The organism is Microbacterium sp. NIBRBAC000506063 (genome assembly GCF_017968845.1).
Classification (GTDB): Bacteria; Actinomycetota; Actinomycetes; order Actinomycetales; family Microbacteriaceae; genus Microbacterium.
Genome location: NZ_CP072877.1, coordinates 82878 through 96142, shown reverse-complemented (window position 1 = coordinate 96142; position 13265 = coordinate 82878). Strand labels below are relative to the sequence as shown.

Below are 13265 nucleotides of genomic sequence, written 5' to 3'. Positions count from 1 at the left end.
GCGCGGGGGTCATCTGACCCGGACACCACCGGGCTGGATGCTGACCTCGATGCGCGTCGTCTCGCCGATGTCGTCGCCGTCCACTTCGAAGACCCGCGGCTCGTCGAGCTCGATCGTGAGATGGGTCAGACGCCGATGCACGGCGGTGTCGCTGCTCTCTGCGCTCTCGGCCGCATCCCCGCGGGCGAGGAGGCGCTTGAGTCCGTTGTCCCAGGCCATGTTCCGCAGCGTGTCCATCCACCCGGTGATCCCGTCGGCGCTCAGCACGAGCAGGTCGAGTTCACCGTCGGAGGGGTTCGCGTCGGGCAAGAGGGTGATCCCGCCCTGGAGCATGCCACAGTTACCGATGAGGAGCGTGTGCGCCTGCTCTTCGGAGGCTTCTCCCCCGGCGTCGACCAGCCGGATCCCGATGACCTCGCTGGCCGAGACGGCCCGGCCGAGGGACTCGACGTAGGCGAGCCACCCCGCCCGGTCCTTGAGGCCGTCATCGGTCTCGGTGATCATGTGCGCATCGATCCCGAACCCGGCCATCACCACGAAGGCGTACCGTTGCGCTCCCTCCGGCAGCGTCACTTCGGCCCAGCCGACATCGATCGACTGGGCGACGCCCGTGAGCGCACGAGTGAACGCCGCAGACAGGTCGTTCAGGGGAATGCCGAGGTTTCGGGCGAGAAGATTCCCTGTGCCGAGCGGGATGACCCCCAGCTCGGCACCGGCATCCGTGTCGGCGAGGTGTTCCGCGACGGCGCGGACCGTTCCGTCGCCCCCTGCCGCCAGCACGACGTCGCTGCCGGCGTCGAGCGCCTCCTGAGTCGCGGCACGACCGGGATCGTCCTTGCTCGTCTCGAACCAGCGCACCTCGGGCGCCTCCTGACCGGAAAGCGCCTTGCCCAAAGCGGATTCCAGTTCTTCCCTGGTGGTCTTGGAGGGGTTCCAGACGATGCCGATGCGGTCTGTGCTCATGACGGGTCCTTCCGGAAGATGTCGATCGTGCCGCCCCTCGGAGCATGGAGCAAGGAGAGGTCGCACCAACACGGTATCCGTTGACCTTACGCGCCCCCACTGCCAGGGTGGGCGGTGAAGGAGGTGCCGCAATGCGCGAGTACTCGTTCGTCAGGATTCCTTTCACGCGCCGTCGAGCGGGGTCCGCGCTCGCGAACGACTACCGCGATGTGATCCGCGACAGGGCCGCATCCGGGTGGGAGTTCGTCCAGGCGATCAGTTTCGACACGCATGCCCAGCCGCACCTCGATCTGGTGTTCACACGAGAGGTATGACAATGAAGCATCCGCTCCGCCTCCTGCAGGCGTTCACCCTGTTCTCGGCCGGACTGTTCGGGCTGTTCGTCTTCCTGGGGAACCTCATGGACTACGACTCGAACTACCAGTTCGTCCGGCACGTGCTGTCGATGGACACGACCTTCGAGGGCAATGCGCTCATGTGGAGGGCGATCACCATCCCGTGGGTGTGGACGGCGGCGTACATCGGCATCATCGTCGCCGAGGCCGTCTTCGCCGTGCTCGCGCTCGTGGGTGCGGTGAAGCTGTTCCTCTGTCGCGACGCGAGTGACGCCGAATACAACCGCGCACGCACCTGGGGCTACGCCGCCTACGCTCTGGGGTTCGCGATCTGGTTCCTCGGCTTCATCGTGATCGGCTCCGAGTGGTTCGCGATGTGGCAGTCGAGCATATGGAACGGCAAGGACACCGCGATGGGCATCGTGACGCTCTGGGCGGGTTTCGCCGTGCTGCTGGCGCTGAACGAACCGGCTTCTGCGAGCGTGGCGAAGGAGTAGTCGCCCCGCCCAGGCCGTGAGAGCGGGCGCGCTGAGGGATCAGCCCGGCCGCGTGCCGTCGGCCGCATCCGCGACGATCCGTGCGATGCGTACCGCGCGGGTCTCGGGCCTGCGCGCCAGCGCGATCGCGGTGAGGCCGAACTTGCGCGCCGACGCCGGGAAGGCGTCCCAGCGCTCGCGCGCCTCGGGGTTCGCGTCCAGCGCAGCGGTGAGCTCAGGCGGTTCGACGCCCGCCTCGGGGCCGTCCAGGACCTCCCACATGCCGTTGGCCTTCGCGTTCTCGATGACGCGGCGCCCGGCATCCGTCATCAGGCCGGCCGCCTCGAGCTCGGCGACGCGCGCCTTGTTCGTGCCTGCCCACATGCTGCGCGGCTTGCGGGGCGAGAACCGTTGCAGAGTGCCCTCGCCGTCATGGGGGCGCGACTGCCCGTCGACCCAGCCGAAGCACAGCGCCTGACGCACTGCCTGCTCGTAACGCTCCCGGTACCCGGATCCGCGGGGGATCACGAGCCAGACCGCGCGCGCGGTCTCATGGTTCGCGGCGAGCCAGGCCGCCACTGGGCGTCGTCCTCCACGGTCAGGACGTCGTCGTCGGTGTCCGTCATCGCGCCGTCTCCTCGTCGTGACCGCGGAACCCGCTCACAGAACTTCGGGCAGATCCGACTCGGCGGGATGGGCCGACACGAGTTCGGCGACCGAACCCAGCACCTCGCTCGGCCGGAACGGGAAGCGCTCGATCTCGGCGGGGTCGCTGATACCGGTGAGCACGAGCACGGTGTGCAGGCCGGCCTCGATGCCGGCGACGATGTCGGTATCCATGCGGTCGCCGATCATGCCGGTGTTCTCGGAGTGCGCGCCGATGCGGTTCAGCGCCGAACGGAACATCATGGGGTTGGGTTTGCCGACGACGTAGGGATCCTTGCCGGTCGCCTTGGTGATCAACGCCGAGATCGCCCCGTGGCCGGCAGCACGCCCTCCATGCTCGGCCCGGTCGCATCGGGGTTGGTCGCGATGAACCGTGCCCCCTTCCCGATGAGCCGGATCGCCTTGGTGAGCGCGTCGAAGGAGTAGTGCCGGGTCTCGCCGACGACGACGTAGTCCGGGTCGGACTCGGTCATGATGAACCCGGCCTCGTGCAGCGCGGTCGTCAGCCCCGCCTCGCCGACGACGAAGGCGGAGCCACCCGGCATCTGCGAGCGCAGGAAGTCGGCGGTCGCGAGCGCCGAGGTCCAGATGCGGTGCTCGGGTACCTCGAGCCCCGAAGCGCGAAGCCGGGCCGAGAGGTCTCGCGGGGTGAAGATCGAGTTGTTCGTGAGGACGAGGAACTCGGTGCCCTGATCGGCCCACTGCCGGAGCAGCTCGGCCGAGCCGGGGATCGCCCGGTTCTCGTGCACGAGCACGCCGTCCATGTCGGTGAGCCAGCATTCGATCTCATCGCGTCTCGACATGGTCGTCATTGTACGCAGGGGGTGTGACGGAGGGATGTCGCGCAACAGTGCTGACGCTGATGATCGGGCACGGCTCCGGGTGGGGCCGTGCCCGATCGATTCAGTGCCGCTCAGCGACGGATGCGCGAGCCTGTGCCGCTCTCCTTGATGTTGCCGTCGACCTCTGCACCTCGGTAGGTGTAGAGGTTGCCCGCATTCTTCTCGGAGGCGTTCCCGTCGACCTCGGCGGTGCCGTAGAGATACAGGTGGCCCTTGCCCGACTCGGTGACGTTGCCGTCGACCTCGCCGCGGATGTAGACGTGTCCGGTGCCGCTCTCGGTGACGTTGCCGTCCACCTCGCCGGTGCGGTAGATCCAGACGCTGCCGGCGTTGCGCTCGACGACGTTGCCGTCGACCTCGCCTCTGACCCTGACATAGCCGGTGCCCGACTCGACGACGTTGCCGTCCACCTCGCCCGAGGCCGAGATGATGACCGACCCCTTGCCGATCTGACGGACGTTGCCGTCGACCTTGCCGTGGATGGTGATGGTGCCGCCTCGCACCGTGAGATTGCCGTCGATCGTGCGCCCCTTGGGGACGACGTAGTTGCCGCTGCGGTTCACGTCGTCGGCCTGGGCGGCGCCCGGGATCCCGACGAGGAGCAGTCCTGCCACCGCTCCTACCGCAAGTGTGCTGCGAAGTTTCATGGGAGTCTTCCTCTCGTCTCGACCCGCCGAGGACCCTCGTGCGGCTGTTCTCAGTACAGCGGTGGCGGGTGAGGCGCGGCTAAGCGCTTCGTGAGGACATCCTTGGGCGGGCGAGGCGAGTCGCGTGCGAACCTGTTCACGCCGCCGTAACACCGCCGAGACAGTCGCGCCGTAGCGTCGCACCATGATCGAGCACGTCGATCCGTTCATCGGCACCGAGACCACGGCGCTTCCGGCGCGCACCGGACTGGCCGCGACCTGGTGGTGGCCGAAGCCGCAGGTGGGCAACACCCACCCGGGCGCGACCTCCCCGTTCGGGATGGTCTCGGCCTGCGCCTACTCCGGGGCCTACCCCACCGGGTACGGACGCTACGACCTCAGCACGGAGGGCCTGCCGCCGGTGATCCACGAGGAGCAGGTGGCCTCCGGTTTCACCCACTTCCAGCAGTCGGGCACCGGCGCGATCCGCAAGTACTACAACTACTTCCGGGTGACCCCGATGCTCGAGCCGCTCGACGTGCTCGGCCGACTGTGGGGCATCAGCGAGGAAGAGGCGGAGCCGGGCCGCTTCGCCGCGACGCTCGACTCCGGCATCCGGGCTGAGCTCACCGTCGGACCCAAGAGCGCCGTGCACCGCTACACCTTTCCGGAGCATCCGAATGCCCGGGTCGTGATCGACTTCTCGCTGGGCGGGCTGTCGCTGCCCCATTCGGCGACGATCCCGCTGCGCGCGCACCTCGAGTCGGTCGCACCCGGCGTCGCGCAGGGCACGATCGTCGTGGAGGGCGCGCCGCTCTCGGTCTACCTCGAATGCGACGCCGAGACCTGGCGGCAGATGCTCTGGTACGACCGGCGGCTCATGCCCGGCGGGACCCGGCTCGACTTCGACCACATCCGGCCGACGACCCTGCGCTCCTTCGGGATGATGTGGGCAGGCCCCAGCCGCGCCGGCCAGCAGATCGAGCTGCGCATGGGCTTCTCGCTGCGCGGCGTGGAGCAGGCCCGGCGCAACCTGCAGAAGGACTGCGGCGCCGACTCCGGCGGCTTCGATGCTCGCCGCGAGCGCACCCGCGCCGCCTGGCGCGACAGCCTGGAGGCGATCACGATCGAGACGGACTCGCCCGAGCGCGCCACCGTGTTCGCCACCGCGCTCTACCACTCGCTCATCAAGCCCTGCCTGGCGCCCGGCGAGAGTCCGTTCTGGCCGAGCGACGGGCCGTTCGCCTTCGACCTCTCCACGCTCTGGGACATCTACCGCACCCAGCTGCCGCTGCTGACCGCTCTGCAGCCGGAGCGCGCCGTGGAGCTGGCCGGCGCATTGCTGACCATCGCGGAAGAGGAGGGCAACTTCCCGATCGGCTACCGGATGGCGATCGGCAGCGACCGCTTCTCACGGCAAGGCAGCGCGCTGGCGCACACCTTCCTCTCCGACCTCTGTCAGCTGGGGATGCCGGGAATCGACTGGGACTGGGCATTGGTGCACATGCACAACGATCTGCGCCGCACCTACGGCGAGGACTTCCTGCTCCATGGCGAGGCGCGTCCGATCAGCCACACCCTCGACCTCGCCTTCGGCTACTGGTGCAGCGTGAAAGTGGCCACCACGGTCGGCGACCACGACCTGGCCGAGGAGTTCGTCGCCCTGGCAGAACGCTGGGTCAACGCCTACGACCCGGCCACGGGTCTGCTGAAGGACTCCACGTTCTACGAGGGCAGCAAGCACAACTACTCCTTCCGGCTCCAGCACGACATGGCCGGGCGCATCGCACTCGCCGGCGGCGACGAGGCCTTCCTCGGCATGCTCGACGCCTTCTTCGGCTATGGCGCGGAGCCCGTGGTGCAGCCCGGGCTCGCACCCGACGACGCCGAGATGCGGGCGGGCTACGCGCTCGGCCGCTTCGAGGGGCTCAACAACGAGCCGGACATGGAGGCCCCTGGGCCTACCACTACATCGGGCGTCCCGACCGCACCGCCGAGATCGTGCACGCGGCGGTGCTGCAGCAGTTCGGCACCGGCCGCGGCGGGCTGCCCGGCAACGACGACTCCGGTGGTCTCAGCTCCTGGTACGTCTGGGCGTCGCTCGGGCTGTTCCCGGTGGCGGGGCAGAACCTGTTCCTGGTGAATGCGCCCTCCTTCCGCTCGGCCCGGATCCAGCTCGCCGCCGGGCCCCTGCGCATCGAGACCGAGGGCTTCGTCGAACCGCGGGCTGGAGGCCCCGTCCAGTACGTGCAGTCGGCGACCCTGAACGGCGCGCCGCTGGCCCGCAGCTGGATCAGCGGCGCCGAGTTCCATGCCGGCGGCGAACTGCGGCTCCGGCTCGGCCCCGAACCGAGCGACTGGGGCCGGTCCGAGCGGCCGCCGTCCAGTTCCACATCCGAGTCCCCTGACCCCAGATCACCAGGAGACGAAAATGTCCGTATCCCGCCGCCTGATCATCGTCAACCGCGCCGACCCGTGATCTGCGGGCACTCGGTGGAGGGCCGCAATCTCGCCGAGGCCGCGCTCACCCGCGGCTTCGACGAGGTGCGCATCGTCACCTGGCCGCTGGAGCGGCTCGCGACGAGCGGCCTGCCGTTGAAGCCGCTGGAGACCGTGCTGCCCTACAGCGCCGGCATCCATGTCGAGCGGCCCGAGCCGGTCGGCGACTACAAGGTCCCGACGGGCGCTACCTCGCCGGGATCACCGGGCGTCTCGTCGAGCTCTTCACCGACGGTGTGCCGACGACCGTTCTTTCGCTCTACCTGAGCCCGCACACGCTCGCCGTGGCCGACGCCGTGCGCACGGCGCGGGCGACCGGCCTTCCGGTGGATGTGATCACGATCGCCGAGGCGGTGGGCAGCGACATCACCAATGTCGTGCGCTCCAGCCTGGAGCAGAACGCCTTCGGCGCCGCGGCGCAGATCTTCAGCGCCTATCTGGAGCAGGACCACCCGGTGGCGGTCTCCGAGTACACGCGCGACATCATCATCGACGCCGCATCCGAGCTCGACGCCCGCCACGGCACCCGCTTCGCCGATCAATGCCGCGAGCGCATCCGGGTCTCCTACCCCGCGATCGATACCTCGGCCTATATCGACCTCGATCCGGCGGAGACCGACAAGGTGCTGGCCCGGCGCGGGCTGGGCCGCAACCGCTACGTGCTCTTCCTCTCGCGCCTGCAGCCGGCAAAGGGCGTCGACGACCTCATCGCCGGTTTCGAACGGGCCGGGCTGCCGGAGGACGTCGAGCTGGTGATCGTCGGACGCGGACCGGATGCCGGGCGCCTGCACGATCTGGCCGCGGCCTCGCCCCTGGTGGCGCGCATCCGGTTCCTCGATGATGTCGGTGATGCCGAGAAGCCGCATCTGATGGAGGCCTGCGCGGTCTACGCGCTGCCGAGCAGGCCGAGCCCCGACTTCATCGAGACCTTCGGCATCGCGCTGGCCGAGAAGATGCTCGCCGGCGGCGGTCCGGTGATCACGACGATCACCGGCGGCATCGGCGAGGCGGTGGGCGATCACGCGCTCATCGTGCCCGTCAATGATCCGGATGCGATCGCCGCGGCGCTGCGCGAGGGCCTCTCGCTCACGCCGGAGCAGATCGCGGAGCGGGCGGCGGCGGCGCGGGCGTACGCGATGCAGTTCGATCGGGGTGCGGTGTTCGACAAGCTGTTCAGCGCTGTGACGGCAGGCGGGGCTCCCCTGCTCGCGACGCGCTGACGTCGCCGCTCATACCGCCACCCGCGCGCTGTGCGTGAACAGGGCGCTGTAGGCGTTGAGCGCGGGCTGCCCGCCGAGGTGAGCGTAGAGGACCGTGCTGTCGCGGGAGATCTCGCCGTTCGCGACAAGGTCGATGAGCCTGCCATGGACTTGCCTTCATAGACGGGGTCAAGGATGACGCCCTCCAACTGGCCGGTCAGTCGAATGGCATCGATCGTGGAGTCGACCGGGATCCCGTAGCGATCGCCCGCCCATCCGGAGAGCACGGTGATCTCGTCGTCTCGCAGGGGCGATCGACACCGATCAGCGCGGCCGTCGCCCGTGCGATACGAGCCACCTGATCGCGGGTCTCATCGATCTTCGCGCTCGCGTCGATGCCGATCACCCGGCGGGGCCGACCGCCGGCATCCTCCAGCGCGGCGAAGCCGGCGATCATGCCCGCATGCGTGGATCCGGTGACCGAGCACACCACGATCGTGTCGAAGAAAACGTCGAGTTCCTGCTCCTGCTGCTGCACCTCGTACGCCCAGTTCGCGAAGCCGAGACCGCCCAGAGGGTGGTCGGAGCCGCCGGCGGGAATCGCGTAGGGGCGTCCGCCTCTCTCCTCGACGTCGGCGATGGCCCGCTTCCACGAGTCCTTGAAGCCGATCCCGAACCCCGCCGAGTCCAGTCGCACTTCGGCGCCCAGGATGCGGCTGAGCATGATGTTGCCCACGCGGTCGTTGACGCTGTCGGGCCAATCGACCCACTTCTCCTGGACGAGCACGGCGTCAAGGCCGAGGGATGCCGCGACGGCGGCGACCTGCCTGGTGTGGTTCGACTGGTATCCGCCGATCGAGACGAGGGTGTCGGCGCCCTGCGCGAGCGCGTCGGGCACGATGTACTCCAGTTTCCGCGTCTTGTTGCCGCCGAAGGCGAGCCCGGAGTTGCAGTCCTCCCGCTTGGCCCACACCTGTGCGCCACCGAGATGGGCGCTCAACCGCGGAAGCGGATGGACGGGGCTCGGCCCGAAGGTGAGCCTGTGGCGGGGGAAGTCTGAGAGTGGCATCCGGGTCCTCACTTCATCAACGGTTTTCGATACGCAATATATTACACATTGAGGGACATTCGCACCATGTCCGGGGTGGCGGGTTGACTTCTGCCAGGATTCTGTGTGCAATACATCGCATGCCCATCCCGACCTCCTCTCCCCCGTCGGCCGGTCGCTTCTTCGGGACGATGTGTATCAGCGACTGCGTGACGCGATCGTCGACGGCACCTTCGCGCCCGGCGAGAGCCTCCGCGATGGCGAGCTCGCCGACTGGCTCGGCGTGAGCCGGACGCCGGTGCGCGAGGCGATCCTGCGGCTCGCCGAGAGCGGACTCATCGTCGCTCGGCCGGCCGGTCCACCGTCGTCGCCGACGTCGAGGAGGCCGCCGTCCGCAACGCGCGCGATGTGGTGGCCGCGATGCATGAGCTTGCGGCACGCGTTGCCGTCCCGCTCCTTTCCGAGCATCAGCTGGAAGCCATGCGCGCAGCGAATGAACGCTTCGCCGCCGCCGTCGAAGCGGGCGACGCCGCCGCCGCGGTGATCGCCGATGACGCCTTCCACGATGCACTCGTGGTCGCCGCCCACAACCCGGCACTCGCTGCGGTTCTCGAGCAGTACACGCCTGTGCTCCGTCGCGCCGAGTTCCTCCGCTTCCTCTCCGTCGACAAGTTCGCTGCGATCGAGCGCCACTCTCAGCTGATCGAGCTGTGTGCGGCCGGCGACGCCGAAGGCGCTGCGCACCTCGCCTTCCACACGTGGCACAGCCTCCCGATCACAGCCGACTGACCCACCGCGAGCGAGTCCAACCTCAAAGAGTGCGAGTCTCCTTTCGCGCGGCATGCACTATATTGCATGCCGCCGGTGTTGCACAGGGTGAGTCGAAACCGGCTCCTCGGAAGGCGCAAGCCATCGCGAAAGGAAAGACACCATGCACACGACCACCCACGCTCCGAAGCAGACCATCGTCCTGGTCCACGGGGCCTACGCCGATGGGGTCTGCTGAAGGTTCGGTTGAGTCCGGGGTTTATGCCGCCAGGCAGGCGGCTTCCATCATTATGGTCTCGAACTCGACGGGGGTCAGTTTCCCGAGTCGTCGCTGTCGCCGTTTGCGGTGGTAGATCCCTTCGATCCACTGCACGATCGCGAGCCGCAGCTGGAGCCTGCTCGCCCAGGGATGCCGGTCGAGGACGTTCTTCTGCAGCAGGCTGAAGAACGATTCCATCGCAGCGTTGATGCTCCTATATCTGTCAAGCCGCGATTTGGAGGGATGGTCGGGCTTCGCGGATGGGTCGCATTGTCGCGCGTCAGACTATGTGGCAGGGGTAGTTAGTTGCTGATGCAACGCCCCAGTTGAAAGGTCTGAACCCATCATGAGTCGTCCACCCACGATCCCTGTGGACAAGAAGCTCCGCATCGTGTTGTCCGTTCTGCAAGGCGAGATCACGATCGCCGAAGCCGCCCGCCGGGAGAAGGTCTCCGAGCAAGCGATCGGGAACTGGAAGCGACAGTTCCTCGAGGGAGGAAAGGCCGGGATCGAGGCCGGCAAGTCCAAGCCCTCGACGCGGGAGCAGCAACTCGAGGACGAGGTCGCCGAACTGACCCAAGCCCTCGGCGAGGCAGCGGTCGAGATCCGAGTGTGGAAGAAGTCCGCGGAGGGCCGCTTGGGCCCTTCGAGGACCTCGAGGTGATCCGCGTGGATGCGGGCATGTCGACTTCGAGGTTCTGCCAGCTCATCGACATGCCCGAACGCACCTGGCGACGTTGGCAAGCCCGGGCGAAGCAGTCGCAGCCGCCGAAGGGCCCGTGGCCGCAGCCGGCCAGGGACGCAGCCCGCCGCTGGTGGTCGCCCATGCGCTGGCCAAGCCGGAGTGGGGTCATCGGAAGATCTGGGCGATGACCCGCCACGACGGTCACAAGGTGTCGCAGGCGACCGTGCTGCGGCTGCTGCGCGATGACGGGCTGATCCTGCCGTCCGAGTACCAGAAACAACGCCGCGAGCTCGCGGCAGACCGCAAGGCCGCGTTCGCGGTGACACCGACAGGTCCGAACCAGGTGTGGCAGCTGGACTTCAGCGAGTTCGAGACCACCACCGGTGGCACGTGGCGGATCGCTGGATGTCGGGACTGGTACTCCAAACTCGAGCACCGCTTCCACACGTCACCGACGGCGAACCAGCACGACGCGATCGCCGCAGTCGAACTGGCTCTGGCCGACTACGAGGCCATGTTCGGGCATCCCTCGTCGACCAGTGCCAGGTCGACACCGACACCGGTGAGCTGCTGCCGGTGGTCACGATCGTCACCGACAACGGCGGCCCGTTCCGGTCGCTGAACTTCGAGCTGTTCATCATGCGCCACCCGAGCTGCGACACGTCCGCACGCGGGTGAAATCGCCCGGGCAGAACGGGTCACGCGAACGCGGGTTCGGGACGTTGAAGTACGAGCGGCTGTCCCTCGACGACATCCCCGACGCGCTCACCCTCACAGAGCGCGCCGAGGACTACCGCATCGAATACAACACGATCCGCCCTCACGAGGCAATCGCCTGGAACCGGCCAATGGAAGTCCACCTGGGCCTGGCCGACCCACCATCCCCAACTTCGAAAGAGAAGAAATCCTGCCAACTACTTGACGCGGGACAGCATCGCGGCCCAGAGTTCGCGGGCGAGAAGACGTTTCAGACACCGGATGATCTCGGACTTCGTCTTGCCTTCGGTTGTGCGGCGGGCGACGTAGGCCTTGGTGGGTTCGTGGTGCTGCATGCGAACGATGACGACACGGTAGAGCGCGGCGTTCGCTTGCCGGTGACCGCCCCGATTGAGCCGGTGTCGGGTGGTCATCCCGAAGATGCTGGGATCGGGGCGACGCCGCAGAGCCTGGCGAACGCGGCCTCCGAACGGATCCGTTCCGGATTGTCGCCGGCGACGATCAGCATCTCGGCCGCGGTGTCAGGACCGACTGCAAAAGCTTTCGCGAGATCGGGAGCGATCTGCGCGGTCAGCTCTGCCAGAAGCTTCTCATGCCCGGAGATCTCGGCATCCAGTACTTCCCACCGACGAGCAATCGACCGTAAAGTGTGCTTGGTCGACGCGATGATCGTGGTCACCTGGCCCGGACGAAGCGCCGCGCAACGGTGAATGAGCGCCATCTTCGATAGCGGCTGCAGCTCCTGACGCAGATCATCGGGGCATTCACGATGACCTGCTTGAGGCTGATCATCGCGGATGTTCTCGCCTTGACGGCGATGTCCTTGGCGACCTTGATCTGACGGATCATCTCCACCGTTCCGTCAGCTGACTTCGGGATGGCCGTGGCCAGGCCCGCGAGAACTGCCCTGGCTGCGTTCTCGGCATCGATCGTGTCGGACTTGCCTCGCAACCGCCGGTCGCGACGGTCCGTTCTCATCACCTCCAGCGTCCCGATTCCACGACGGCGCACTGCGCCAGCCAGGCCTGCGCCATAGGATCCGGTGCCTTCGATCCCGAAGGTGAGCTTCCCGCCGAACGACTCGCCCCAGTCGATCAGCTGACCGTAACCACCGGAATCCGCCGCGAAAGACCGACGATCCAGGACCGCGCCGAGCTCATCGATCGCGACGGCGACGTGGACGTGTTTGTGAGTGTCGACGCCAACAACGACTCGACGGTGAGGGGGACATGCTGCATGCTCATAGTGCTCGCTCCAACCAGATCAGGACAGGGTGAGTGACACTGGCCGGTCGGGTGGACGGGACTGTGATGGGACTGTTGCGATCAGGCTCCTATGAGGTCACGCCCGCCCGGCCAGCACCACGAGGGTGATGCGCCTCCTGACGGACGACAGATCAACAGCAAGGACACCCAGACTTCGGGGTCAGTCGTCAGCAAGAGTCAGGCCGCCAGGAGGTACTCGACACTCTCACAGTCTCCGCACGCACCGACGCGGCCCATCGACCCGAGCAGGTGGTGTCGCTTGAGCGCCTTGCGGAATTTCCTCGACCTGACTGCCACGGTCGCTGTGAACGATGACGCCTTCCGGGTCACCGCGGTGAGCGACGGCCATCTCGAGGGCGTTCACGGCCAGGCGAGCCTTCATCCTGCTGTCGATCGAGTAGCCGACGATCTTGTTGCCCCACACGTCTTTGATCGCGCACAGGTAGAGCTTTCCCTCTCCGGTCCAGTGCTCGGTGATGTCGGTCAGCCACAGCTGGTTCGGCCCGTGGCGGTGAAGTCCCGGTTCACGAGGTCATCGTGCACGGGCGGGCCCGCTTTCCGATACCGGCGTTTACGGGTCGTGATCGTTGAGCGGATCCCCGCGACATGACACAGCCGCCACACGCGCCGCTCGGAGAGCTGGTAACCGAGGTCGGTGATGTCGTCGGAGAGCACCCGGTACCCGCCTTGGGGTCGTCCTCGTGCAGTTCTCGGAGCACCTCGATCAGGTGCGCTTCCTCGACCTCGCGCGCGCTGACGGGCTGCTTCAACCACTTGTAGTACGCCTGCTCGGTGAAGCCCAGCACCCGGCACGCCACCGCGACCGGCACCGGGATGGGCGCCTTCTGCGCGGCCAGCTCACGGACGAGCGGGTAGATCTGTAATGGATTCTGGCGGGCCTGCGGCCGGCTGACAGG

General features: G+C 67.5%; 11 protein-coding genes and 7 pseudogenes. 9 read left to right on the top strand and 9 right to left on the bottom strand.

The features are described from left to right. Positions 1 to 9: 9 nt before the first annotated feature. The gene (locus KAE78_RS15030; protein ID WP_223172727.1) at positions 10 to 963 is read right to left on the bottom strand and encodes a diacylglycerol/lipid kinase family protein; all 954 of its coding nucleotides are present in this window, start codon (positions 961 to 963) and stop codon (positions 10 to 12) included. Positions 964 to 1007: 44 nt separating this feature from the next. On the opposite strand from KAE78_RS15030, the gene KAE78_RS15025 reads away from it, so the two are divergent. Further along, positions 1008 to 1277 carry a DUF4177 domain-containing protein gene (locus KAE78_RS15025; RefSeq protein ID WP_317451959.1) on the top strand — a complete coding sequence of 90 codons (270 nt, stop codon included), beginning with the start codon at positions 1008 to 1010 and terminating at the stop codon, positions 1275 to 1277. 2 nt (positions 1278 to 1279) lie between these two features. Continuing rightward, positions 1280 to 1795, top strand: coding sequence for a DUF2165 family protein (locus KAE78_RS15020; protein WP_223172725.1), 516 nt, complete (start codon positions 1280 to 1282; stop codon positions 1793 to 1795). Positions 1796 to 1834: 39 nt separating this feature from the next. Here the strand turns inward: KAE78_RS15020 and KAE78_RS15015 are convergent, their stop codons facing one another. From KAE78_RS15015 to KAE78_RS15005, 3 genes and pseudogenes are all read right to left on the bottom strand, one after another. After that, complete coding sequence (locus KAE78_RS15015) at positions 1835 to 2353, bottom strand: YdeI/OmpD-associated family protein (RefSeq protein ID WP_223172724.1); 519 nt, start codon at positions 2351 to 2353, stop codon at positions 1835 to 1837. Between the two features lie 81 nt (positions 2354 to 2434). Next, a pseudogene (locus KAE78_RS15010) lies at positions 2435 to 3243 on the bottom strand (HAD-IIA family hydrolase). 110 nt (positions 3244 to 3353) lie between these two features. Further along, a complete protein-coding gene (locus KAE78_RS15005) occupies positions 3354 to 3896 on the bottom strand; it encodes a polymer-forming cytoskeletal protein (protein WP_223172723.1) in 543 nt (180 codons plus the stop codon). A 217-nt stretch (positions 3897 to 4113) separates the two neighbouring features. On the opposite strand from KAE78_RS15005, the pseudogene KAE78_RS15000 reads away from it, so the two are divergent. Together KAE78_RS15000 and KAE78_RS14995 are read left to right on the top strand one after the other, a co-directional pair. Then, positions 4114 to 6674, top strand: a pseudogene (locus KAE78_RS15000) (glycoside hydrolase domain-containing protein). After that, on the top strand, positions 6644 to 7627 hold the full coding sequence (locus KAE78_RS14995; protein WP_317451957.1) for a glycosyltransferase: 984 nt from the start codon (positions 6644 to 6646) through the stop codon (positions 7625 to 7627). The pseudogene KAE78_RS15000 and the gene KAE78_RS14995 overlap by 31 nt, the downstream one beginning before the upstream one ends. 9 nt (positions 7628 to 7636) lie before the next feature. Here KAE78_RS14995 and KAE78_RS14990 read toward each other — a convergent pair. After that, a pseudogene (locus KAE78_RS14990) lies at positions 7637 to 8675 on the bottom strand (1-aminocyclopropane-1-carboxylate deaminase). A 103-nt stretch (positions 8676 to 8778) separates the two neighbouring features. Here KAE78_RS14990 and KAE78_RS18950 point away from each other — a divergent pair. Beyond that, positions 8779 to 8946, top strand: a pseudogene (locus KAE78_RS18950) (GntR family transcriptional regulator); the annotation flags it as partial. 128 nt (positions 8947 to 9074) lie between these two features. Continuing rightward, complete coding sequence (locus KAE78_RS18945; protein WP_317451956.1) at positions 9075 to 9443, top strand: FCD domain-containing protein; 369 nt, start codon at positions 9075 to 9077, stop codon at positions 9441 to 9443. Between the two features lie 238 nt (positions 9444 to 9681). On the opposite strand, the pseudogene KAE78_RS14980 reads toward KAE78_RS18945, so the two are convergent. Beyond that, positions 9682 to 9888, bottom strand: a pseudogene (locus tag KAE78_RS14980) (IS3 family transposase); the annotation flags it as partial. A 139-nt stretch (positions 9889 to 10027) separates the two neighbouring features. Between KAE78_RS14980 and KAE78_RS14975 the strand changes: the two are divergent. The 3 genes and pseudogenes from KAE78_RS14975 to KAE78_RS18050 form a co-directional block, all read left to right on the top strand. Further along, positions 10028 to 10345, top strand: a complete 318-nt coding sequence (locus tag KAE78_RS14975; protein WP_223171608.1) for a helix-turn-helix domain-containing protein — start codon at positions 10028 to 10030, stop codon at positions 10343 to 10345. Between the two features lie 115 nt (positions 10346 to 10460). Further along, a complete protein-coding gene (locus KAE78_RS14970; protein ID WP_223172722.1) occupies positions 10461 to 10988 on the top strand; it encodes an IS3 family transposase in 528 nt (175 codons plus the stop codon). 52 nt (positions 10989 to 11040) lie between these two features. Beyond that, positions 11041 to 11154, top strand: a pseudogene (locus tag KAE78_RS18050) (transposase); the annotation flags it as partial. A 338-nt stretch (positions 11155 to 11492) separates the two neighbouring features. Here the strand turns inward: KAE78_RS18050 and KAE78_RS18940 are convergent. The 3 genes and pseudogenes from KAE78_RS18940 to KAE78_RS14955 form a co-directional block, all read right to left on the bottom strand. Further along, a complete protein-coding gene (locus KAE78_RS18940) occupies positions 11493 to 11591 on the bottom strand; it encodes a transposase (protein ID WP_317451972.1) in 99 nt (32 codons plus the stop codon). Positions 11592 to 11758: 167 nt separating this feature from the next. Further along, a complete protein-coding gene (locus KAE78_RS18935; RefSeq protein ID WP_317451971.1) occupies positions 11759 to 12247 on the bottom strand; it encodes an IS110 family transposase in 489 nt (162 codons plus the stop codon). A gap of 296 nt (positions 12248 to 12543) precedes the next feature. Further along, positions 12544 to 13217 (bottom strand): annotated as a pseudogene (locus tag KAE78_RS14955) (IS3 family transposase); the annotation flags it as partial. Positions 13218 to 13265 lie beyond the last annotated feature (48 nt).